The organism is Acidovorax sp., from assembly GCF_046291265.1.
Classification (GTDB): domain Bacteria; phylum Pseudomonadota; class Gammaproteobacteria; order Burkholderiales; family Burkholderiaceae_C; genus Acidovorax.
In genome coordinates this window covers 15,114-35,611 of sequence record NZ_JBKBTV010000052.1, presented here as the reverse complement: position 1 = coordinate 35,611, position 20,498 = coordinate 15,114, and the positions used below count along the sequence as shown (strand labels likewise).

Below are 20,498 nucleotides of genomic sequence, written 5' to 3'. Positions count from 1 at the left end.
CCCTCTCCCCAACCCTCTCCCGCGAGGGGAGAGGGAGTCAACCCACAGCGCCGCTGCTGGTGCAAAGGCTGATGTTCCCATCTGAGAGGTGTAGTTAATCAGTCAAATTGGCCTCTAGCGCTTTATCCATAAGCGCTACCAGCTATCAATTTAGAACTGATTCCCATCAACCCGCAGCGGGCTACTGCAGGCTACTGCGAAACGCGCGCGTCCAGAATCATCTGCAGCAGCCGCGCAAACTGCGCGTCGCTGACCTCCTGGGTCGATACATCGGTGTTCACGCGGTGCACCACCACCAGGTCATAGGCGGGCACCACCACCACCATGTGCCCACCCCACCCTTGGGCCGAGAAGGTGCCTGCGGGCACGCGGATGTGGGGCAGGTGGCGCCCGTCCACCGACACCCACCACAGGTAGCCGTAGCCGCCGTCGGCCCCAGTGTCGGAGTGCGGTTGCAGGCTTTGGCGCACCCAGTCGGCGGGCACCACTTGTTTGCCAGCCCACTGGCCACCCCTCAGGTACAGCAGCCCAAACCGGGCCAGGTCGCGGGCCGACATGTGCATGGGGTAGGCCGCGTGTATGGACTCCTTGCCGGTGTAGTAGCTGCCGTCCTGCGCACGCCAGTCTTGCATCTGCAGCGGCTGTGCCAGGCGCTGGGCAAATGCGGTGTAGATGCTGGTTTTGGTGCGCGCCTCGTACACCGTGTTCAGCGCGCTGAAGTCCCAGTTGTTGTAGTACCAAAACGAGCCCGCGACTGGGGAGCTATAGTTTGCCGAGTTGACGCCTGCCGGGTTTTGCGAAGTTTTTATACTTGGACGCTTTAACAGGCCATCCCTTGCAAACCTACTCTGCAAGCCACTTCCAGGAGAAATCAGTGTCCAGAATATCCGCACTATCCATTTTATCCTGCAGGTTTTGCGGTCCAAATTACGTTAGGCATCAATTTCCCTTTGGCTGACATTTTATGTACCCGCTAAATTATTTCTACTCTGCGTTCAAGCGACTATTCATCGATGATGTGAATGATGAAGCCGCGGTCGAAGCTAACGAAAATCTCCTGCGACCGCTCTTCTTTGCACTTTTAATCGCGAGTGGTGCGGTGGTCTTCATTCTTGCATTGGATCTTATTTTCGGCCTCACGAGCGAATCGAAGCTCGGTCCGTTCGGGGACTTCTTTGGGGGAATGCTCAATCCAATTTTCACGTTTCTGACGTTTTTCGGCCTGATCATCACGATCGTGATCCAGCGGATGGAGTTACGCCTTGCGCGTGTGGAATACTCAAAAACTGCGGTTGCCCTAAACACCCAAGCGGTTGAGAACACATTTTTTAATGCGCTCGATCTTCACCATGAAATCGTCAGTGGGCTGACTTTTGATCCGAACATCTTCCCTCCAGACTCGACGGCGGATGCGTTGCGCTTGGCAGGGGTGAGTCTCCCCCGGAAGGAGTCGGTCTCTGGTCGTGCGGTGTTCAATGCCGTGATTACCGAGCTGCGGAATAGAAGCGCAACTCATGAGCAATCTTTTTCCCAGTACGAGTTCCTGCAGAAGAAGCACAACTACGTGCTTGGGCACTACTTTCGAAATCTCTATCAAGCTTTGAAACTCGTCGATAGATATGAAAATTTAGAGCAGAAGGAAAAGGAAAAGTACGCAGGCATATTGCGTTCTCAGCTTTCCTCGGGAGAGCTCGCGCTACTATTTCTAAACTGTCGCCCGCGGATGGTTGACTCTGGTGAGTTCAGAAATCTCCTTGTGAGATATCGAATGCTGGAACACCTACCACTCGAATTCAAGGGTGATTTTTTTCGAGCGGCGGGCAATGACCTTGTACTTGCCAACGCAGAGTCCATCACTGAATACCTACATGAAATGCCGACAACAGGGATGGCAGTTCAGAAGTATCGAGGCGCATTCGGAACTAACCCCGTGCAGTTGCCCATTGATGCCTAGCAATTCCAGAGGAAGGCGCGCAGAGCGCGCCTTGTTGGCATCCTCTGAACTCGAACGTTGGGCGTCCGCTTTCATCTGCCGCTGCAGGCTGCTCCTGGCCGACAACTGCCGTTCGCTCAACTCACCCCCGCATCCCCACTAACCCCGGCGTCGCCTTCAAAAACAACCTCAACCGCACCGGACAAAACCGCGCATACGGGTACACTAGATACACCGGCAGCGGCGGGGCCTGCCAAGTGGGCACCAAATGCAGCAAATCGCCCGCCCGTAAATCCTCATCCACGACCCACGCCGATGAAATGCCCACGCCCAGGGTGGCAGGCGCTGCGCAGGGCGTACAGGCTGTCGGTGGCCAGGCGGGGGTTGATGGCGAAGGTGCACGCCTCGCCAGTGTGCTGGTGGGTCAAGGTCACCTCGCGCTGGTAGAAGGTGCTCAGCGCCAGCCAGGGCAGGTCTTTCAAATCCTGTGCGTGCTGCGGCGTGGCTTGCTGTGAGGGCTGGCTGGCCATGAGGGCGGGCGATGCTAGCACGATGCGGGGCACTTCGGCCAGGCGGATGGCGACCACCGCAGGGTCTTGCACGCCGCGTGCAGGGCACCACGCGCGGGGTTGGGGCAATTATTTTAGTAAAAAGTGGCTGTAGCGCTTATTGGATAAGCGCTAGTAGCTATATAAAGATGAGCATTTTGTGAGCAAAGGCCAGTTCGGACGCAGGCCCCGGCAGCCGCTCACCCGCGAAGTAGCCCATGCACGCAAGCGCGCGGCTTGCCACCCAGATCATTGGCAGGGCTGCACGCGGTCGTCCGTTGCGGGGCATGCGCCGCGGCGCCAGCAGCATCGCGCCGGGGCCGCCACAATCGGGCGCCTATGACTTCTTCTCCCTCGACGATGCTGCGCCTGATTGGCCTGGCGGCCTTTTGCAGCATGGCGTCCATGCGTGTGTGTGACCCGATGCTGGTGGAGCTGTCGCAAGAGTTCAGCGTGACCACGGGCGATGCCGCTGCGGTGATTGCAGCGTTTGCCGTCGCCTACGGTGTATTGCAACTGGTGTATGGCCCCCTGGGCGACCGGCTGGGCAAGGTGCACGTCATCGTGGGTGCCACGTCAGCCTGCGCGGTGTTCAGCGCCATCACGGCGCTGGCGCCCACGTTCACCGTGCTGGTGGTGTCGCGCGCGGCCATGGGGGCGGCGGCCGCCGGGATCATTCCGCTGTCGATGGCGTGGATTGGCGACCAGGTGGCGTACGAGCAGCGGCAAGAAACCCTGGCGCGGCTGATGGTGGCCACGGTCACCGGGATGATGGCCGGGCAGTGGTTTGGCGGCTTTGCCACCGAAACGCTGGGCTGGCGCACGGCGCTGGGGGTGCTGGCGGTGATGTTTGCCGTGGCGGCGGTGTTGCTGTTCCGCCATGCGCGGGCTGCGGGGGTGCTGCAGGCCCCAGCGGGTGCGGGCGGTGGGGCGGCGTTTTCTTTGCGGGCCTACCTTGCGGGCACGGCGGCGCTGCTGCGCATTGCGCGTGTGCGCTGGGTGCTGGCGGTGGTGGCCATTGAAGGCGCACTGGCCTTTGGCACGCTGGCGTTTGTGCCCGCGCGCATGGTGGATGGGTTTGGGCTGTCGGCGTCGGCTGCAGGCGGTGTGATGGTGCTGTATGGCGTGGGCGGGCTGATCTACAGCGTGTTTGCGCGGCGCTGGCTGGCGGCGCTGGGCGAACAAGGCCTGGCGTTGACGGGGGCCACGCTGATTGCCACCGGGCTGCTGGCGCTGGCCTGGGCACCCGCGGTGGCGTGGGCGGTACTGGGCTGTTTTTGTGCGGGCCTGGGGTTTTATATGTTGCACAACACCTTGCAGGTGCAGGCCACGCAGATGGCGCCCGAGGCGCGCGGCACGGCGGTGACCTTGTTTGCCTGCCTGCTGTTTCTGGGGCAGTCGGCGGGCGTGCTGGTGGTGGCGTTCAGCGTGGACCGGGGCTGGCTGCCGCCGGTGTTTTCTGCCGCAGCGCTGGGGGTGCTGGCGCTGGGGTTTGTGATTTCGCGGCGGGTGCAGGCGCGGGGGGCGGTCGCCGCTACGTAGGGGTTGGCCGGGGTGGGTGCACGCGCTGGGCACGGTGCGGCGGGGTTTGCACACTGCGTTGTCCTACCTTTTGGCTCCATCTTCACCTGTAGACTCGGTCCACTCCGAGTGCGCCGCAACCCCCTTGGGCTGATGTGCGCGTGGCGTCTGTCGGCCCGCGTGTGGCTTGGCGGGCTGTCTTTGAACCGGTTTTTGCTCTGCTGGGCCATCCTTTGAACATGAACCCTTCTGTGCCCGCATCGCCAACCTTCCCCCGCGCCGACGGCCCGATGAGCGCCAAGGTGCGCAGCTACGACTGGGCGGGCACACCGCTGGGGCCCATCGCGCAGTGGCCCGCCGTGCTGCGGTTTGCGGTCGAAACCATGCTGTCATCGCGCTTCCCGTCGTGCTTGATCTGGGGGCCAGAGCACACCATGTTTTACAACGACGCTTACCGCCCCTTGATGGGCAGCAAGCCCGAGGGCCTGGGCCGCCCGCTGGCCGAGGTGTGGAGCGAAGCCTGGCCCACCCTCAAGCCGCTGGTGGACAAGGCTTATGCGGGCGAGGCCACCTTCATCGAAGACTTTGAGCTGGAGACCACCCGCCACGGCCAGCCAGAGCTGGCGTACTTCACCTTCTGCTACGGCCCGCTGCGCGACGAGGCGGGCGATGTGAAGGGCATGGTCAACACGGTGGTCGAAACCACCAGCAAGTTCCATGCGCTGCGCCAGTGGCGCGATGTGGCGGCGTCGCTGGAACAACAAGTGGCCCAGCGCACCGCCGACCGCAACCGGCTGTGGCAGCTGTCTGAAGACGTGCTGCTGGTGGCCCGCTTTGACGGTGCGATCACCGCCGTCAACCCCGCGTGGACAGCCACCCTGGGCTGGTCGGAGGATGAAACCGTGGGCCACCCCATGGCCGCGTTTGCCCACGCTGACGACATGCAGCAGGTGGCCAGCGCCATGGCGCAGCTGGCCATCGAGCCCGAGCGCCGCCAGATTGTGGCGCGCTACCGCCACCGCGATGGCGGTGAACGCTGGATCGCCTGGACCGCCGTGCCCAGTGACGGCTTTGTGCAGGCTGTGGGCCGCGACACCACCGACGAACACGTGCGCGAAGAAGCCCTGCGCAACGCCGAAGAGCGTCTGCGCCAAAGCCAGAAGATGGAGGCCGTGGGCCAGTTGACCGGCGGGATTGCGCACGACTTCAACAACATGCTGCAGGGCATCGTGCTGCCGCTGCAGATCATTCGCCAGCGCATGGCGCAGGGGCGGCACGACGAGGTGGGGCGCTACATCGAGGCGGGCCTGGCTGCCGCCAAACGCGCGGCGGGGCTCACACAGCGGCTGCTGGCTTTTTCGCGCAGGCAGCCGCTGGACTCGCGCCCGGTGGACCTGGGTGCGTCGCTGCGTGGGCTCGAATCCATGCTTAAAACCACCTGCGGCGAGAACATTGCCCTGCAACTTGAGTTGCCCCAAGGCCTGTGGCCCGCGCTGACCGATGCCAACCAGTTTGAGAGCGCCGTGGTCAACCTGGCCATCAACGCACGCGACGCCATGCCCTGTGGCGGCGGGCTGCACATCTCTGCCGACAACGTGCAGGCAGACGCCGCCATGGTGGCATCCATCCCCGGGCTGGAGCCGGGCGACTATGTGTGCATCACCGTGCGCGACACCGGCACCGGCATGACGGGCGACGTGATTGCGCGCGCGTTCGACCCATTTTTCACCACCAAGCCGCTGGGGCAGGGCACGGGGCTGGGTTTGTCGATGATTTACGGCTTCATGCGCCAGTCGGGCGGCATTGCCGTGCTGGACAGCGCGGTGGGGCAGGGCACGGCGGTGGCGCTTTACTTCATGCGGTCGAAGCACGCAGAGGCCGAGGCCGCACCGGCCGAGGCCTTGACCCCGCTGACGGGTGCACGCCGCCCCGATTCGATTTTGGTGGTGGAAGACGACGACACCGTGCGCATGTTGGCCGTGGAGCTGCTGCGGGACATGGGTTTTCAGGTGATGGAGGCTGCCACCGGCAGCGCCGCCATGGCCTTGTTGTCGGGTGCTGTGCACTTTGACCTGCTGGTGTCCGACGTGGGCCTGCCCGGCCCCAACGGCCGCCAGGTGGCCGACTACGCCCGCGAGACGTTTCCGGCCATCAAGATCATCCTGATGACCGGCTACGCCGAACAGGCCGCCATGACGCCGCGGTTTTTGGGCGCGCACATGGAGTTATTGGTCAAGCCGTTTGACGCGCAGGCCCTGGTGGCCAAGGTGCACGGGGTGATGGGGCAGGGGCGCTGACGGGCGCGGTTGCCAGTTTGTAGCGGTGGGCGCTTCCTTGCGATAGACCTGCCCCGCCTGTTTTCCAGAATCAAGAGGGTATGTGCGAGCCCGCTGTCCGTTGTTTCTCTCATATAACTAAATCGGTCAGGTCAAACCCACGGTGCAATGCCGCATCTTGTTGCCTGGAGGACCGTATGACAGACGAGTCAGCACCATCCCGTCCTTTCGCCGCAGACGGGGCATCTGTATCTAGCCGTGTTTGGCTGGATGCACTGCTGATCGGCGCATTGGTGTTTGTTTTCGCTCTTTTGGGAATTTTGACCCGGCCATCGGGGGCGTTAGCGGCGTTCTGGCCGGCCAATGCCGTTTTGCTGGGTGTGCTGGTGCGCCGTCCCGAGTCGGCTCGGCTCCCTGCATGGATCGCTGCCGTTGCGGCTTTCGTCCTGGCAGACATGTGCATGGGTGGAACGTTGCTCAAAGCAGGGTTGCTGTCCTTGGCAAACATCGCGGGTGTTGCGGTGGGATACCTGCTTTTTTCGCGGGTGTCGTTGAATCATCGGCGGTTGAGGCAGCCCTTGTCAGTTGTCTACTTTGTTGTGATTGTTGCCGCGGCTTCGCTGGCGGCAGGGTTGATGGGGATGGTGATCAATCCGTTGATTTTTGGCGGAACAGCTGCAGACGGGCTTTTGATCTGGTTTACCTCTGAGTTGGTCGACTACCTCGTGATACTGCCTGTGATACTGACCATGCCGCGGTGGCGCCTGCCACCGCGCAACCAGCGCCGCAGAGAGTTGCGCAGCATCAATTGGTTGTTGGTAGCACCTGTGCTCACCCTGTTGTTGGGTGGGTTGCTTGGCCTGGTCATCAGCGGCCCGGGAGCCATCTCCTATCTGGTGCCGGGGCTGTTGTGGTGCGCGCTGGTCTACAGCCTTTTTGTGACGGCCGTGCTGACCCTGCTGTGCAGCGTGTGGACGCTGATGGCCGTGTCAGTGGGGTACCTCCATCTGGGGTCGGATTTTGATGCGCGGCATGCCTTGCAGTCGTTTCGCATTGGTGTGGCGTTGATGGTGCTGGCGCCGCTGGCGGTGGCGAGTGTGATGGCGGCGCGCAATGAGTTGCTGAGCCAGTTGCAGCATGCGGCGTCGCATGACCGCCTGACCGGTGTGCTCAACCGGGCAGGCTTCATGGATCGCGCGGAAGGGCTGTTGCACGGTGCGACCGGGCGCGATCGACCGTTTGTGGCGCTGATGCTGGACATCGACCACTTCAAGCGGGTCAACGACTTGCATGGCCATGCCGCTGGCGACCAGGTGCTGGCAGGGTTTGCGCAGTTGGCAAGCCGTTGTTTGCGCGATTCGGATGTGATCGGGCGCTTGGGTGGGGAAGAGTTTGCAGTGCTGCTGCCCGACGCGACGCCAGCGGCTGCGCAGGCTGTGGCGCAGCGCATCTGTGATGCGTGCGCAACCCAGGTCACGTCACTGCTCGATGGAACCCAGCTCGTCACCACCGTCAGCATAGGCACGGCGCATGCACCTAGCATGCCGGTTTCGCTGGAAGCGCTGCTTTCTGCTGCTGACGAGGCGCTGTATCGCGCCAAGCAGGCGGGTCGCAACCAGGTGGTGATGGGCAATTTGGTGCCCGCAGTCGTGATGTGAGCAACGTGCAATGAATAGGCGCGTAAGTTCTAAATAACTTTGTTGTCTTATTACTTTATTTTTTATTGTTTTGATTCTTTATGGCGGAATAGTAAAGTCACCCATCTTTGTGTCTTCTGGGCCGAACGCACGCTACCTGGCGTGTGGCGGCCCTTTTCTTTTCATGATCGACTTACGGGGTATCACCCAAACCTACCAGGGCTCACAAGGCCCGGTCGAGGCCCTGCGCGGCATCGACCTGCACATCAACCCGGGCGAAGTGTTCGGCATCATCGGCAAGAGCGGCGCGGGCAAAAGCTCGCTGGTGCGGGTCATCAACCTGCTGAACCGGCCCACCACGGGCCAGGTTTTTGTGGGCGGGCGCGACCTGACGCAGCTCAACGAAGCCCAACTGCGCGAGGCCCGCCGCGAGATCGGCATGGTCTTTCAGCACTTCAACCTGCTGTCGTCGCGCACCGTATTCGACAACGCCGCACTGCCGCTGGAGCTGGCGGGCATGAGCAAAGCCGCCATCCGCGAGCGCGTGAACCCGCTGCTCGAACTGGTGGGCCTGTCGGCCCTGGCCGACCGCTACCCCGCGCAAATCAGCGGCGGGCAAAAGCAGCGTGTGGGCATTGCGCGCGCCCTCGCCAGCCGCCCCAAGGTGCTGCTGAGCGACGAAGCCACATCGGCGCTGGACCCGGAAACCACCCGCTCCATCCTCGACCTGCTGCGCCAGGTCAACCGCGAGCTGGGCCTGACGGTGGTGCTCATCACCCACCAGATGCAGGTCATCAAACAGGTGGCCGACCGCGTGGCCGTGATCGAAGCGGGCCGCATCGTGGAGCAGGGCCGGGTGCTGGACGTGTTCACGCGCCCGCAGCAAGCCATTACCAAGAGCCTGATCGACGAGATCCTGCCGCAAGAGCTGCCCGCCAGCGTGCTCGGCCATGTGCGCAAGCTCGCAGGCCAGTTGGATGCGGGGCGCACTGGGCAACTGCTGCGCCTGTCGTACGCGGGTGACAGCGCCTACCAGCCCATCCTGTCGCAGCTGATCCGCGAGTTTGGCGTGGACATGAGCATCCTGCACGGCCAGGTGGACGAGATCCAGGACGAAACCTTTGGCTCGCTGGCCGTGTACGCCAGCGGAGAGGCCGATCGCCTGCGCGGCGCCGTGGCGCACTTGCGAGCGGGTGGCGTTGCGGTGCAAGAAGTGGCCGTGGCAGGCTGAGAAGGACAAGAAATCATGTTGGATAACTTCACTCCGGCCATGCTGGATCTGTTTGCGTCTTCGTTGTGGGAGACGCTGGTCATGGTTGGCATCTCTGGCTTGGTGGGCGGTCTGCTGGGTGTGCCGCTGGGCGTGTTCCTGCGCCTGACGGACCATGGCGGCGTGCTCGAAAACGGCCCCGTCAACAAGCTGGTGGGCTGGCTGGTCAACGCCGTGCGTTCCACGCCTTTCATCATCCTGCTGGTGGCCATCATCCCGTTCACGCGCTTCATCACCGGCTCGTCCATCGGCACCGCCGCCGCCGTGGTGCCGCTGACCATTGCCGCCGCCCCGTTTGTGGCCCGCCTGGTCGAAGCCGCGCTGCGCGAGGTGGACCAAGGCCTCATCGAAGCCGCCCAGGCCATGGGCGCCACCACCAGCCAGATCGTCTGGAAGGTGCTGCTGCCCGAGGCATTGCCTGGCATCGTGGCGGGCCTGACCATCACCTTCGTCAGCCTCACCGGCTACTCGGCCATGGCCGGTGCCATTGGCGGCGGCGGTCTGGGCGACCTGGGCATCCGCTACGGCTATCAGCGCTTTCTGCCCGAGATCATGCTGGCCGTGGTGCTGGTGCTGATCTTCTTCGTGCAGGCGGTGCAGAGCTTGGGCGACTGGGCGGTGCGCAGGTTGAGCCACCGGTAGGCGTGCACGGCCCGCGACTGCTACCTTGCCCGCACCGCGGACCCCAGCGCAAACACCGAGTTCGGAACGCCATCGCGCGGAAGTTGTCCTTTGGGGCGATGGGATCGATCAGGTGGTGTGGGTGAAGATGGAGTTTGGGGTGCTGCAGCCGATGCGAGATTGCCGTCGGCAACGTATGCCGCCGCGACCTGCGTGGCCACTACATCGGCCAGAGTGACGGAGCTGAGGTGGTCTACCACCGCCTGGTTGAAGGCCTGCCATAGCGCATGCGTCATGGCACCCTGGTGGGCGGTCATGGTGTCGTGATCGGGAGCGAGTTGCCCGTTTTTGCCCTGTTCTGAGGCCAGGACGATGTCGGCTACGGTGATGTCGCACGCGCTGCGGCCCAGCGAATATCCGCCGCCGGGCCCGCGGGTGCTGGCAACCAGCCCTGCGCGGCGCAGTGCGCTGAACAGCATCTCCAGGTACGACAGCGAAATGCCATGGCGCTCGCCGATGGTGGACAGCGCAATGGGGCCGTGGCTGCCGCGCAGGGCGACGTCTGCAATGGCCACCAGCGCATACCGGCTTCGTGTGGTCAGGCGCATGCGGGGCTCTCCTGGGTGTGCTGAGGCAATGAGCCTGTTGGTCGGTGGTCGGGGTGCGCGTTATTCATCTGCACACCCCTTCTCCACAACGCGCAGGATTCTCGACATGCCGATGGCCTGCGCCCATTCCTGGGCCTCCAGCACCGTGATCTCGCCCTGTGCTGCGGGGTTGGTGGTTTTGACTTCCACGTCAAATGTGCCGTCTGCTTTGTCGGTGGCGACCTTCACGGTCGCCCTCAGCAGGGGAATTTCCATCGCAGCGCGGGGGCCGACTTTGCCATCAAAGTCAATGCGCAGGACACATCCAGGCAACAGGTCGTAGCTCCATTGCCGGTCGGGATGGGCATCACTCCCCAGCGCATTCATTTGCGCCAGGCGCTGGTGTTGGGTCATGTCGAGCAGGTCGAGGGCGGGTGCGTCTTGGGTGGGGTAGCCGTCCGTGCAGGCGGCGCCCACAGCGACCGCCAGCACCGCAAATGCAAGCCGCCAGTGCTGCAGCGGGCCGTTGCGGCAGGCGAATGGCAGAGGAAAAAGGGAGGGCGGGTGGAGCTTCACGACGAAGCCTCTGTGAGGACCTGCAGCGCCTCTGGCTCGGGCACGCGCGTGGCCAGGATCTTGTCGATGGTCTTGCCGTCCATGTCCACCACTTCGAGCCGCCAGCCTTCCCATTCCACGGTGTCGGTCACCTTGGGCAAGGTGCCGGTGAGCAGCATCACCATGCCACTGAGGGTGTGGTACCTGCCGCGCTCTTCCTCCGGCACGGCGTCCAGGTTCAGGCGGTCTTTCAGCTCGGGCACAGGGATATGGCCGTCCAGCAGCCAGCTGCCGTCTTCGCGCTGAAAGGCCCATGAAGTTTCTGGATCGCGCGGCTGGAACTCACCCGTGATGGCCTCGATCAAGTCCTGCAGCGTGACGATGCCCTGCACCTCGCCGTACTCGTCGATGACAAACGCCATGTGCACGTCGGACAACCGAAAGTTGTCCAGCAGTTCCATGCCGGTGATCGTCTCGGGCACATACAGCGCTTGTTGCAGCGGCTGGTCGGCCAGACCATGCGCCCTATCACGCAGCGTGCGGGACAGCCACTGGCGTGCGTTGATCACGCCTACAAGGTTCTCCAGGCCCCCTTTGACGACGGGGAACCTTGCATGGTCTGACGTCTCAATGCGGCGCAGGTTTTCTTCCAGAGACTCTTCCAGGTCCAGGCACACCACATCCCCGCGCGGCACCATCAGCGAGCCGATCTGCCGGTCGTCCAGCCGGAACACGTTGCGCACCATGGTGTGCTCGTGCGACTCGATCACACCGGCGGTGGTCCCTTCGACCAGCATGGCGTGGATCTCTTCTTCCGTCACCGGGCTGCCACTGGTTTCCTTCACACCCATCAGGCGCAGCAAGGTGCGCGTGGAGGTGGACAGCAGCAGCACAAATGGCTTGGTGGCAATGGCCAGAAAGTTGATGGGCCGTGCCACCAGCCGCGCAAAGGTCTCGGGGTAGGACTGCCCGATGCGTTTGGGTACCAGTTCGCCCACCACGATGGAGAAGTACGTGATCAGCACCACCACCAGCCCGGTGGCTGCATAGCTGCCAAACGGCATGGGCACGCCCAGAGATTCCAGCCACAGCGCCAGGGGGCCAGCCAGTGCGGCCTCGCCCACAATACCGTTCAGGACGCCAATCGACGTGATGCCGATCTGGATGGTGGAGAGAAAACGCGTGGGGTCTTCGCCCAGCTTCACGGCGGCGGCGGCGCCGCTATCGCCCTCATCAATCAGTTTCTGCAGCCGGGCTTTGCGGGCGGTGACCAGGGCGATCTCCGACATGGCAAACAGGCCGTTGAGAAGGATGAGGGCAAACAGTATGGCAATTTCCATGATGGATTTTTTGTGTTTTGGGTAAGGGCGCCTCCACGGATTTCCAATGGAGTCAGGGCGCAGTTACCGGGGAGATACGGAAGGGCAGAGACAGCGCGCACGCCCTGAGCAGACGGTTGCCAAGGGCTGCGCAGACCTTCAGGAGAAGGTGCAGGTGTGTGAGGTGGGCGCCTTGCGCGCGATGTGCGCCTGAAAGCGATCAGGCGATCAGGCGGGGTCGGGCACGGTCAGGCCAAGGAGCCTGAGGTCTTCGGCGGTTTGTGGGGTGGATCGACCACCGCAGAGAGAGACCGGTTGACCGGGTGGGGAACGGAATCTACCGAATGAACGGCCCCCGCACTGGCCAGCGGGTGGGGTTCCAGCTGATCTGGAAGATCACCCTTCTCGTCCATCAAGGCGTGATCGTCTGCGTCCGAAAGCACCCCCGGTGCTGCGGGGCCACCCGGGGCGCCCTGTGCGGTCACTTCTGGCCCATGGGCGCCAAAGACCGCTGGATTCAAACCCGCAGCAGAAAACCCTACGCACAGCAGAAAGTGGAGGATCAAAACCGCGAGAAAGCGCCGGAGCATGGTGGCGGAGTTATAGGGACCCCCCTGGCACCCGATAGTGGTAGCCATATGCAGCCTTGAACCCCATGCCTTCATACAAGCGCAGCGCAGCGGTGTTCTGCGCTCGCACCTGCAGGTAGGCCGATGTGGCGCCGGCTTCTGCGGCCCAGTGCAGCAAGGCCTCTACCAGTGCCTGGCCTCGCCCCAAGCCCCGGTGCTGCGGGGCCACGGCCAGGTCGTACAAGCCCACGGCGCCGCGCTCCAGCACCGCCAGGCCAAACCCCACGGGCTGGCCCTGTGCGTGCTGCACCGCAAAGGCGGTGGGATGGGCAATGGCTTGCACCATGGTGCGGTGCAGGGCGCGGTGGTGCAGCGCCACGGCGTTGGCAGTGGCAAATCCATCCAGCCATGCGTCCGACGCGGTGGGCATCACGGTGGTGCTGCCATCGGGCTTTGCGAGCCCGGCCAGCGACCGGTGCAGCACCACGGATGGGTCAAAGTGCTGATACCCGGCGTCCGCCAGTTCCTGGTCTGCCTCGGGCGGCGCCAGGGGCGACAGCCGGAACACCGTGGGCAGCCCATGCCGCGCATACAGGGCCATCGCCGCCTCGCGCACGCCGTCAAACGGCGCCCCGGGCACCAGCGCGTTCACCGAATTGGCGCGTTTGGTATAGCCGCCCGACAGCCGAAACACCCACCCTCGGTGAAACACGGTCTGGTGCGCGGGCCAGGCGTTGAACGCACGCTCTTCGAGCGCGCGGATGAGTGCGATGGGGGCGGCAGCGGGTGCCAGGGCGTGAGGTGCGGCGGCGTCGGTCATGGCTGCGTTATACAACCCGCCAACACAGCCCTCCAACGCCGCCCACTGCGCATGTGCCGCCCGGCAGGGGACGACCAATGGCTGCGAACATTTTGTGAAATGCTATTGAAAATATAGCTGCTAGCGCTTTATGGATAAGCGCTAGAGGCCATTTTGACTCATATTTTATGTGTCGAGGGCATCAATAGCATTAAGGCGGCAGCAGTCCTTGTCCTGCTGCATCACACCATCAGTCGGTCGTAATCTTGTTGTCTGCCACCAGCTTGGCAAAGCGTGCCGTGTCGCTGGCAATCTGCTCGGCCATCTGCGCCGGTGTGTTGCCGATGGTCTCTGCGCCGATGTCCTGCATGCGCTTCTTGAAGTCGGGCGACTGAATCACCTTGACCATCTCGGCGTTCAGCTTGGCCACCACGTCAGCGGGCGTGTTGGCGGGGGCCAGAATGCCAAACCAGGTGCCGAGGTCAAACCCGGCAAAGCCGCTTTCTTGCAGCGTGGGCACATCGGGCAGCGCGGACGAACGCTTGGCCGTGGTCACCGCCAGCGCGCGCAACTTGCCTCCCTTGATGTGTGGCAGCACGGGCGTGACGGTGTCGAACGACATCGACACCTGGCCGCCCAGCAGATCGGTGGTGAGCGGGCCGCTGCCCTTGTAGGGCACGTGCAGCAGCGGGCTGCCGATGGCGGTGGAGAACTGCGTGCCGATCAGGTGCTGGGCCGTGCCCGCGCCGTTGGAGCCATACGAGAACTTGCCGGGCGCGGCTTTGATCAGCGCCACCAGCTCCTTCACATCTTTGGCTGGGGTGGTGGCGCTCACGGTCAGCACGTTGGGCACCAGGGCCACGGTGGTGATGGGAGCAAAGCTCTTTTGAAAGTCGTAGCTGAGCTTTTTGTAAACGCTGGTGGCAATGGTGTGGTGCACCGCGCCCATCAGCAGCGTGTAGCCGTCGGCAGGCGATTTGGCCACGTAGTCGGCACCAATGGTGGCGCCCGCGCCGCCCCGGTTTTCCACAATCACGGGCTGGCCCAGCGCCGTGCTGAGCTTTTCGCCCAAAGCGCGGGCCAGCACATCGGTGGTGCCGCCCGCCGCAAACGGCACGACGATGGTCACGGGCTTGGCGGGCCAGGCCTGCGCGTGGGCCGTTGTGCCAGGCCACAGGCACGCCCCCGCGGCTGCGGCAGCCACAAGGGCCAGGGTCATCAGGTGGTGGCGGCGCAACGGCTGGGCGATGGCGCTGCTGCGGGGCAGGGGGTTGTGGTGCATGGTGGTTGTCTCCGTTGTGTTTTTTGTTCGCTGGGGTCTTGGCGCGGCGGGGGGTCTTTGCGACCTGGGCGACCTTGGCGGCTTTGTGTGGGAGCCGCCGGGCTCAGGCGACTTTGCGCAGGGTGGTGCTGCCCACCAGCGCGCACACGGCATCCGTCACCTGCGCTGTGGTGGCGGTGCCGCCCAGGTCGCGGGTGTGCAGGGCGGGGTTGGCGGTGACTTGTTCAATGGCCTGCATCACCGCCTGGGCCGCATCCATCTCGCCCAGGTGCTCCAGCAGCATCACCACCGACCAGAAGGTGCCAATGGGGTTGGCCAGGCCCTTGCCCATGATGTCGAACGCCGAGCCGTGGATGGGCTCGAACATGCTGGGGTAGCGGCGCTCGGGGTCGATGTTGCCGGTGGGCGCAATACCCAGGCTGCCCGCTAGTGCGGCGGCCAAGTCGCTGAGGATGTCGGCATGCAGGTTGGTGGCAACAATGGTGTCGAGTGTGGCGGGGCGGTTGACCATGCGGGCCGTGGCGGCGTCCACCAGTTCCTTGTCCCACTTCACGTCGGGGAACTCGGCAGACACCTGCGCGGCAATCTCGTCCCACATCACCATCGCATGGCGCTGGGCGTTGCTTTTGGTGATGACGGTGAGCAGCTTGCGGGGGCGCGATTGCGCCAGGCGGAAGGCGTAGCGCAGGATGCGCTCCACCCCCACCCGGGTCATGATGGACACATCGGTGGCTGCCTCGATGGGGTGGCCCTGGTGCACCCGGCCGCCCACGCCGGAGTATTCGCCCTCGGAGTTTTCGCGCACGATGACCCAGTCCAGATCGTTCGGGCCGCAGCGCTTGAGCGGGCCGTCGATGCCCGGCAGGATGCGTGTGGGCCGCACGTTGGCGTATTGGTCAAACCCCTGGCAGATCTTCAGTCGCAGGCCCCACAGGGTGATGTGGTCCGGAATGTCGGGGTCGCCCGCCGAGCCGAACAGGATGGCGTCTTTGCCGCGCAAGGCATCCAGGCCATCGGCCGGCATCATCACGCCGTGCGCGCGGTACCAGTCGCCGCCCCAGCCGAAGTTTTCAAAAGCAAAGTGCAGGTGCGGTTGGCGGGCCGACAGGGCCTCCAGAACGCGCTGGCCGGCCGGGACGACCTCTTTGCCGATACCGTCTCCAGGGATGGTGGCGATTTGATAGGTTTTCATGCAGATGTCTGTGTGGGTGGAGGCGTCGGTGAAAAGGTCTGCAGAGGGACTGCGGACCGAAAGAATCGAAGCGGATGACAAACGGTGAGCACAACTTTAGGCCTGGACGCTCCCCCAGAACGGCGCTAGAGTGAATCCATCGTTAACTTGCAGTTAATACTGAATCGATGATGAGTTCCACCATCCAACCTGCAGAACTGGGCTTTTTTTCGGCGTTGGCGGCCAGCCCCAGCCTGAGCGCTGCCGGGCGCGAAATGGGGGTCTCCACCGCCGCGGTCAGCAAGCATCTGGCGCAGATGGAGCGCCGCCTGGGTGTGGTGCTCATCAACCGCACTACCCGCCGCATGAGCCTGACGCCCGAGGGCGAAATGCTGCTGGAGCACGCGCGCCGTATCCTGCGCGAGATTGATGCGCTGGATGAACTCATCGCGCAGTCCAAGGCCAGCCCCAAGGGCCTGCTGCGCGTGAACGCCACATTGGGTTTTGGCCGCATGCACATCGCCCCCGTGATCTCCGACTTTGTGCGCCAGTACCCCGAGGTGGATGTGCAGCTGCAGCTGTCGGTGCACCCGCCACCCATCACCGACGACGCTTACGACGTGTGCGTGCGTTTTGGCGAGCCGCCCGATGGCCGGGTGATCGCCCGGCGCATCGCCCCCAACCGGCGCGTGTTGTGCGCAGCCCCTGCCTACCTGGAGCGCCACGGCAGGCCCCGCGTGCCGCGCGACCTCATGGCCCACCACTGCATCGGCATTCGCCAGGGCGACGAGGCCTATGGCCTGTGGCGCCTGACCACCGGGCGCGGCAGCAAGGCCCACACCGAGTCCATCAAGATCACCGGCAACCTGACCACCAACGACGGCGAGATTGCCGTGCTGTGGGCGCTGCAAGGCCATGGCATCGTGATGCGCGCCGAATGGGACGTGAACCGCCACCTGGCGCAAGGGCTGCTGGAGCCCGTGCTGCCGCAGTACCAAACCCCCGCAGCCGACGTGTATGCGGTCTACCCCCAGCGGCACCAGTTTTCGACCCGGGTGCAGGCTTTCGTGGGCTTTCTGGCAGAGGCGCTGGCGGGCAGCACACCGTGAAGATCTCTTGATGTGGGTGCAGTCGCAGAGCCTCAACTGCGGTAGGGTGTGGTGGTGTTCTGCTTTTGCGGCCCTGAACCAAAGCGCCATAGGGGCGCAGCCACCGCACAACTCGCGCACTACCACCGCGCTCTTTGCCCATGAAAACACTCGCTCGCTCTTCGCGCCACTTCTTGTGGGCATGCACCGTCGTTTCAGTGCCGATACTGGCCATCGCCCAGCCATCGGCATCTAAATCCGCATCGGTGTCGGCATCTCCCGACTGGACCTTGTCGCCCGACGGAGCCACCGTGCACGACCTGCGCGCCGGGCTGGCCTGGCCGCGCTGCGTGGAGGGCATGCAATGGACTGGCAAGACCTGCACCGGCAAACCCCTGCTGCTTGACCGCGCCGAAGCCACGGCACTCGCAGCCAGCCGCTGGAAGGCGGAGGGCATTGCTTGGCGGCTGCCCCGCGCAGCAGAGCTGCAACGGCTGGTGGACAAAACGGAAAATCCCCCGGGCCTCAACACCCGCTTCTTCCCCGCCGCGCCAGACCTTTGGTACTGGTCCTCCACCGCCAATGTCAGTGGTCTGCGGGCCGCCAACCCATACAACTACAACACCATCCGCCAGGACCGCGAAGGCGACAGCGCAGGCCAGATGGCCCTGCTCAACGGCTGGGCCGTGAGCCTGTCCACCGGCGAAGCGCGTGGCGACGTGGCGCGAGGGAGCAAGTTGCCGGTGCGGCTGGTGCGGCCGCTTGAGTTGCGGTGAGGGGGAGGCGAGGCAGTCGTTGGCCAAGAACTGACAATGAAAACGGACGTTCAGCATTTGACATGAGAGGCGACCAAGTGCGATAGCCATCGGAAGTCCCATCTCGACGGGAAGGGCTAGCCGTCGTACGCCTCGTCGAACTTTCTGAATAGTGACGTGTTTACGCGATCGATCCAGTCGAGCGCCTCAATGAGACCCGGTTCGGCAGCGTCGATTCTTTCTAGCCACAGCTTGAACGGTCGATTCGCGAAGCGCAGGGTTGGAGAAACAAAGCGAATGTCGGCGGGTTGAAAGAATGGATAGGCTGAGTAAGTGGAGTCGGCATTGCGGGCAAGGCAGTAGTCCATAGACTCATTCCAGGAGCCGTGGATTGACTCAGACATCATTCCGTATGTGCAGGCATAAAGCTTCTCGTTCTCCATCGTTGAGAAGATGTCATAGAAGGTCTTTCCCTGAACTTTCCAGCGATTCTTCTTCTGCGTATCGAAGTCGTCTGCAGTCAACCCTTCGTTCAGCATCTTCTCCTGCACTGACTGCAGGAGGCGGTTGCCTGCTTTCGTTCCAAAGAACGGCGATCCTTCCTCTAGATCACGCAGGATTCGAAGGCGATCTTTGTACGAACACTTTCTGTAGTCCTCGATGACGGAGGGGTCGCCTTTAAGAAGGTAGGTAGAAATTACAGATGCTTCAATGAGAGGCCGTTCGAGAACGCTGATGATCTCTGCGTTGTCTTGTTCGTAGTAGTTAAGTACTTCTTTGAGAAGCTTCCAGATCTTTACTAGGAGTCCAAGTATTGGGGCGTCATTTAGATCGAATCCGTTTGGATTGCGTTCGACGTTTCGAACCCGTGTTATTGAGTCATAGATTTCTGCGGCGTCTCTGTAGAAGTAAAGCGCAAACTCGTTGACAGACTTCGTATCGACAAAGTTCTGACGAACGTAGTCTTCGTCGTACTTCTTAAGAATTGCGCTGATTTCTTCCATGGGCTATGAGTGGGTCTATACGACGGTTAAAAATTCCCGGCCAGCTTTAACTGCGCAAACTATAGCTTGCAAGCGAGTGGAGCCGTGGCCCTCAACAGGCACGGTGCAGGCCTGCGAGCAGCCGGGCAGTGAAATCACCGACCGCTCCGGTGGTGGGTCTCCCCGTCGCCTTTGAGTCCAGTCCAGCCAATCGTTAGAACTCGCCGTCAGGCCTTCAGTCTTCCACCCAGGTCTGCCCCATGCATGCCACTTCGGTCGGTCGTGGTTCTTCACCACCGCTCATCAAAAGCGTCTGCAAAAAAACGTCGTCCCACACAACGCCCCATCCGGCATCAGCGCGTAGTCCGGCACCTCGCCCACGCGCTGCCAGCCTGCGCGGGTGTACAGGCGCTCGGCGTCACCGCCGGTCACTGTATCCAGCACCAGCACCGTCTTGCCCTCAGCGCGTGCTGTGTCGTCTACGGCCGCCATCAATTGCTGGGCGATGCCTTGGCGGCGGTCCTTGCGGTGGACGAGCATCTTGGCCACGTCGGCGCGGTGGGGCTGGTTGTCGGGCATGGCGGTGATGAGTTGCACGGTGCCTACGATCTGGCCCGCTGCGTCTACGGCGACCAGCAGAACGCGCTCGTTGCGCGCCACGCCCTCTGCCACGCCGCGCCAGAAGGCAAGCGCTTTGTCGCGCGGCAGGGGCCACATGAAGCTGACGGAGGCGCCGCCTTGCACACAGTCGATCAACACGTCCGCCAGGGCGTCTATGTTGGTGGCGGCTTCTTGGGGGCCGAGGCGGCGGACGGTGACTGTGGGGTGAGGGCCGTTGGTGCGAGAGGGTGGGGAAGCGTGCAGCGCTAAGGTCATGAGGCTCTCCGTGTTTTGCGGGGCTTTGTTGGAGCGTTGGGTGCGGGGTGCGAAGCCATGCGCGGCGCAAAGCCCTGTGGCGCGAGCGTGGCCAGTGCCACGAGGTAGCGCGCAGTGGTGTGGGTGGGGTTGTGGAACCCGATGGGCTGGTTCAGTTGCATGGACAGGCAGTCCCCCGCGTTGAGCAGCCAAGGCGTGTCGCCCACGGTGATTTCCATGGAGCCTTCGATCATCCAGACCTGCTGGTGGATGTGGGCGTCTTGCACGGCCGATTCCAGCGCCACGCGCTGGCCGGGTGGGAACACCACGTCCACCAGCTGCAATGCGGAGCGGGCCGGGGGCGAAAGTTGCCTACGCACGTAGCCCGATGCAGGGTCTTGCCACACGGGCTGATCGGCCACACGGATCAACGGAGAGGGCGGTTGCGTGGCTGCGCTGGTGTCGTCAAAGAACGAGGCCAGTGCCACGCCCAGGCCGATGGCCAGTTTGTCGAGCACCACGGCTGTCGGGCTGCTGTGGCCGCGCTCTATGAGTGAAATGTTGGAGCGGCTGACGCCGCTGCGCTCAGCCAGTGTGCCGAGCGAATATCCACGGGCGTCGCGCAGGTTGCGCAAGCGGGTGGCGATGCGGGTGTTGATGTCCATTTATCCAGTTTAATGGATATTTGAATCCATTAAACTAGATTAAGGTGATTCTCCGCGCAAGCGT

Annotated in this window: 20 protein-coding genes; 8 read left to right on the top strand and 12 right to left on the bottom strand. The window is 63.2% G+C overall.

The window, feature by feature from the left end:
- Positions 1 to 191: 191 nt before the first annotated feature.
- A complete protein-coding gene (locus tag ACK41V_RS17665) occupies positions 192 to 893 on the bottom strand; it encodes a serine hydrolase domain-containing protein (protein ID WP_409784184.1) in 702 nt (233 codons plus the stop codon).
- 71 nt (positions 894 to 964) lie between these two features.
- On the opposite strand from ACK41V_RS17665, the gene ACK41V_RS17660 reads away from it, so the two are divergent.
- Entirely contained in the window at positions 965 to 1,954 is a 990-nt protein-coding gene (locus ACK41V_RS17660) for a putative phage abortive infection protein (protein ID WP_409784182.1), read from the top strand.
- A 275-nt stretch (positions 1,955 to 2,229) separates the two neighbouring features.
- Here ACK41V_RS17660 and ACK41V_RS17655 read toward each other — a convergent pair whose 3' ends face one another.
- Entirely contained in the window at positions 2,230 to 2,571 is a 342-nt protein-coding gene (locus ACK41V_RS17655; protein WP_409784180.1) for a hypothetical protein, read from the bottom strand.
- A gap of 249 nt (positions 2,572 to 2,820) precedes the next feature.
- Here ACK41V_RS17655 and ACK41V_RS17650 point away from each other — a divergent pair, with 249 nt between their 5' ends.
- The 5 genes from ACK41V_RS17650 to ACK41V_RS17630 all read left to right on the top strand — a co-directional run bounded on the left by ACK41V_RS17650 (position 2,821) and on the right by ACK41V_RS17630 (position 9,827).
- The gene (locus ACK41V_RS17650) at positions 2,821 to 4,023 is read left to right on the top strand and encodes an MFS transporter (protein ID WP_409784178.1); all 1,203 of its coding nucleotides are present in this window, start codon (positions 2,821 to 2,823) and stop codon (positions 4,021 to 4,023) included.
- 218 nt (positions 4,024 to 4,241) lie between these two features.
- Entirely contained in the window at positions 4,242 to 6,299 is a 2,058-nt protein-coding gene (locus tag ACK41V_RS17645; RefSeq protein ID WP_409784176.1) for a PAS domain-containing protein, read from the top strand.
- A gap of 557 nt (positions 6,300 to 6,856) precedes the next feature.
- Positions 6,857 to 7,936, top strand: a complete 1,080-nt coding sequence (locus ACK41V_RS17640; protein WP_409784174.1) for a diguanylate cyclase — start codon at positions 6,857 to 6,859, stop codon at positions 7,934 to 7,936.
- Positions 7,937 to 8,099: 163 nt separating this feature from the next.
- Entirely contained in the window at positions 8,100 to 9,146 is a 1,047-nt protein-coding gene (locus tag ACK41V_RS17635; protein ID WP_409784172.1) for a methionine ABC transporter ATP-binding protein, read from the top strand.
- 15 nt (positions 9,147 to 9,161) lie between these two features.
- The gene (locus ACK41V_RS17630) at positions 9,162 to 9,827 is read left to right on the top strand and encodes a methionine ABC transporter permease (protein ID WP_409784170.1); all 666 of its coding nucleotides are present in this window, start codon (positions 9,162 to 9,164) and stop codon (positions 9,825 to 9,827) included.
- A gap of 20 nt (positions 9,828 to 9,847) precedes the next feature.
- Here ACK41V_RS17630 and ACK41V_RS17625 read toward each other — a convergent pair whose 3' ends face one another.
- The 7 genes from ACK41V_RS17625 to ACK41V_RS17595 all read right to left on the bottom strand — a co-directional run bounded on the left by ACK41V_RS17625 (position 9,848) and on the right by ACK41V_RS17595 (position 16,109).
- Positions 9,848 to 10,414 carry an Rrf2 family transcriptional regulator gene (locus tag ACK41V_RS17625; RefSeq protein WP_409784168.1) on the bottom strand — a complete coding sequence of 189 codons (567 nt, stop codon included), beginning with the start codon at positions 10,412 to 10,414 and terminating at the stop codon, positions 9,848 to 9,850.
- Between the two features lie 60 nt (positions 10,415 to 10,474).
- Entirely contained in the window at positions 10,475 to 10,969 is a 495-nt protein-coding gene (locus ACK41V_RS17620) for a hypothetical protein (RefSeq protein WP_409784166.1), read from the bottom strand.
- Positions 10,966 to 12,288 (bottom strand): hemolysin family protein, encoded by a 1,323-nt coding sequence (locus ACK41V_RS17615; RefSeq protein ID WP_409784164.1) that lies wholly within the window; start codon positions 12,286 to 12,288, stop codon positions 10,966 to 10,968. Before ACK41V_RS17615 ends, ACK41V_RS17620 begins: the two co-directional genes overlap by 4 nt.
- A gap of 227 nt (positions 12,289 to 12,515) precedes the next feature.
- Positions 12,516 to 12,857: a hypothetical protein gene (locus ACK41V_RS17610; protein ID WP_409784162.1), complete on the bottom strand. Its 342-nt coding sequence runs from the start codon at positions 12,855 to 12,857 to the stop codon at positions 12,516 to 12,518.
- A gap of 10 nt (positions 12,858 to 12,867) precedes the next feature.
- Positions 12,868 to 13,656, bottom strand: coding sequence for a GNAT family N-acetyltransferase (locus ACK41V_RS17605; protein ID WP_409784160.1), 789 nt, complete (start codon positions 13,654 to 13,656; stop codon positions 12,868 to 12,870).
- A 229-nt stretch (positions 13,657 to 13,885) separates the two neighbouring features.
- Entirely contained in the window at positions 13,886 to 14,854 is a 969-nt protein-coding gene (locus ACK41V_RS17600; protein WP_409784188.1) for a Bug family tripartite tricarboxylate transporter substrate binding protein, read from the bottom strand.
- A 166-nt stretch (positions 14,855 to 15,020) separates the two neighbouring features.
- Positions 15,021 to 16,109: a tartrate dehydrogenase gene (locus tag ACK41V_RS17595; RefSeq protein WP_409784159.1), complete on the bottom strand. Its 1,089-nt coding sequence runs from the start codon at positions 16,107 to 16,109 to the stop codon at positions 15,021 to 15,023.
- 170 nt (positions 16,110 to 16,279) lie between these two features.
- Between ACK41V_RS17595 and ACK41V_RS17590 the strand changes: the two genes are divergently transcribed.
- Both ACK41V_RS17590 and ACK41V_RS17585 read left to right on the top strand, forming a co-directional pair.
- Positions 16,280 to 17,197 (top strand): LysR substrate-binding domain-containing protein, encoded by a 918-nt coding sequence (locus ACK41V_RS17590; RefSeq protein ID WP_409784157.1) that lies wholly within the window; start codon positions 16,280 to 16,282, stop codon positions 17,195 to 17,197.
- A 140-nt stretch (positions 17,198 to 17,337) separates the two neighbouring features.
- Positions 17,338 to 17,952, top strand: coding sequence for a DUF1566 domain-containing protein (locus tag ACK41V_RS17585; RefSeq protein WP_409784155.1), 615 nt, complete (start codon positions 17,338 to 17,340; stop codon positions 17,950 to 17,952).
- Positions 17,953 to 18,068: 116 nt separating this feature from the next.
- Here the strand turns inward: ACK41V_RS17585 and ACK41V_RS17580 are convergent, their stop codons facing one another.
- The 3 genes from ACK41V_RS17580 to ACK41V_RS17570 all read right to left on the bottom strand — a co-directional run bounded on the left by ACK41V_RS17580 (position 18,069) and on the right by ACK41V_RS17570 (position 20,434).
- Positions 18,069 to 18,935, bottom strand: coding sequence for a DUF5677 domain-containing protein (locus ACK41V_RS17580; RefSeq protein ID WP_409784154.1), 867 nt, complete (start codon positions 18,933 to 18,935; stop codon positions 18,069 to 18,071).
- Positions 18,936 to 19,217: 282 nt separating this feature from the next.
- Positions 19,218 to 19,790 (bottom strand): GNAT family N-acetyltransferase, encoded by a 573-nt coding sequence (locus ACK41V_RS17575; RefSeq protein WP_409784152.1) that lies wholly within the window; start codon positions 19,788 to 19,790, stop codon positions 19,218 to 19,220.
- Positions 19,787 to 20,434: a helix-turn-helix domain-containing protein gene (locus ACK41V_RS17570; RefSeq protein ID WP_409784150.1), complete on the bottom strand. Its 648-nt coding sequence runs from the start codon at positions 20,432 to 20,434 to the stop codon at positions 19,787 to 19,789. Before ACK41V_RS17570 ends, ACK41V_RS17575 begins: the two co-directional genes overlap by 4 nt.
- Positions 20,435 to 20,498 lie beyond the last annotated feature (64 nt).

Coding starts and splice junctions, on each gene's coding strand:
- ACK41V_RS17660 (WP_409784182.1), top strand. CDS start 965: ATGTACCCGCTAAATTATTTCTACTCTGCGTTCAAGCGACTATTCATC.
- ACK41V_RS17650 (WP_409784178.1), top strand. CDS start 2,821: ATGACTTCTTCTCCCTCGACGATGCTGCGCCTGATTGGCCTGGCGGCC.
- ACK41V_RS17645 (WP_409784176.1), top strand. CDS start 4,242: ATGAACCCTTCTGTGCCCGCATCGCCAACCTTCCCCCGCGCCGACGGC.
- ACK41V_RS17635 (WP_409784172.1), top strand. CDS start 8,100: ATGATCGACTTACGGGGTATCACCCAAACCTACCAGGGCTCACAAGGC.
- ACK41V_RS17630 (WP_409784170.1), top strand. CDS start 9,162: ATGTTGGATAACTTCACTCCGGCCATGCTGGATCTGTTTGCGTCTTCG.
- ACK41V_RS17625 (WP_409784168.1), bottom strand. CDS start 10,414: ATGCGCCTGACCACACGAAGCCGGTATGCGCTGGTGGCCATTGCAGAC.
- ACK41V_RS17615 (WP_409784164.1), bottom strand. CDS start 12,288: ATGGAAATTGCCATACTGTTTGCCCTCATCCTTCTCAACGGCCTGTTT.
- ACK41V_RS17610 (WP_409784162.1), bottom strand. CDS start 12,857: ATGCTCCGGCGCTTTCTCGCGGTTTTGATCCTCCACTTTCTGCTGTGC.
- ACK41V_RS17605 (WP_409784160.1), bottom strand. CDS start 13,656: ATGACCGACGCCGCCGCACCTCACGCCCTGGCACCCGCTGCCGCCCCC.
- ACK41V_RS17600 (WP_409784188.1), bottom strand. CDS start 14,854: ATGACCCTGGCCCTTGTGGCTGCCGCAGCCGCGGGGGCGTGCCTGTGG.
- ACK41V_RS17595 (WP_409784159.1), bottom strand. CDS start 16,109: ATGAAAACCTATCAAATCGCCACCATCCCTGGAGACGGTATCGGCAAA.
- ACK41V_RS17590 (WP_409784157.1), top strand. CDS start 16,280: ATGAGTTCCACCATCCAACCTGCAGAACTGGGCTTTTTTTCGGCGTTG.
- ACK41V_RS17585 (WP_409784155.1), top strand. CDS start 17,338: ATGAAAACACTCGCTCGCTCTTCGCGCCACTTCTTGTGGGCATGCACC.
- ACK41V_RS17580 (WP_409784154.1), bottom strand. CDS start 18,935: ATGGAAGAAATCAGCGCAATTCTTAAGAAGTACGACGAAGACTACGTT.
- ACK41V_RS17575 (WP_409784152.1), bottom strand. CDS start 19,790: ATGACCTTAGCGCTGCACGCTTCCCCACCCTCTCGCACCAACGGCCCT.
- ACK41V_RS17570 (WP_409784150.1), bottom strand. CDS start 20,434: ATGGACATCAACACCCGCATCGCCACCCGCTTGCGCAACCTGCGCGAC.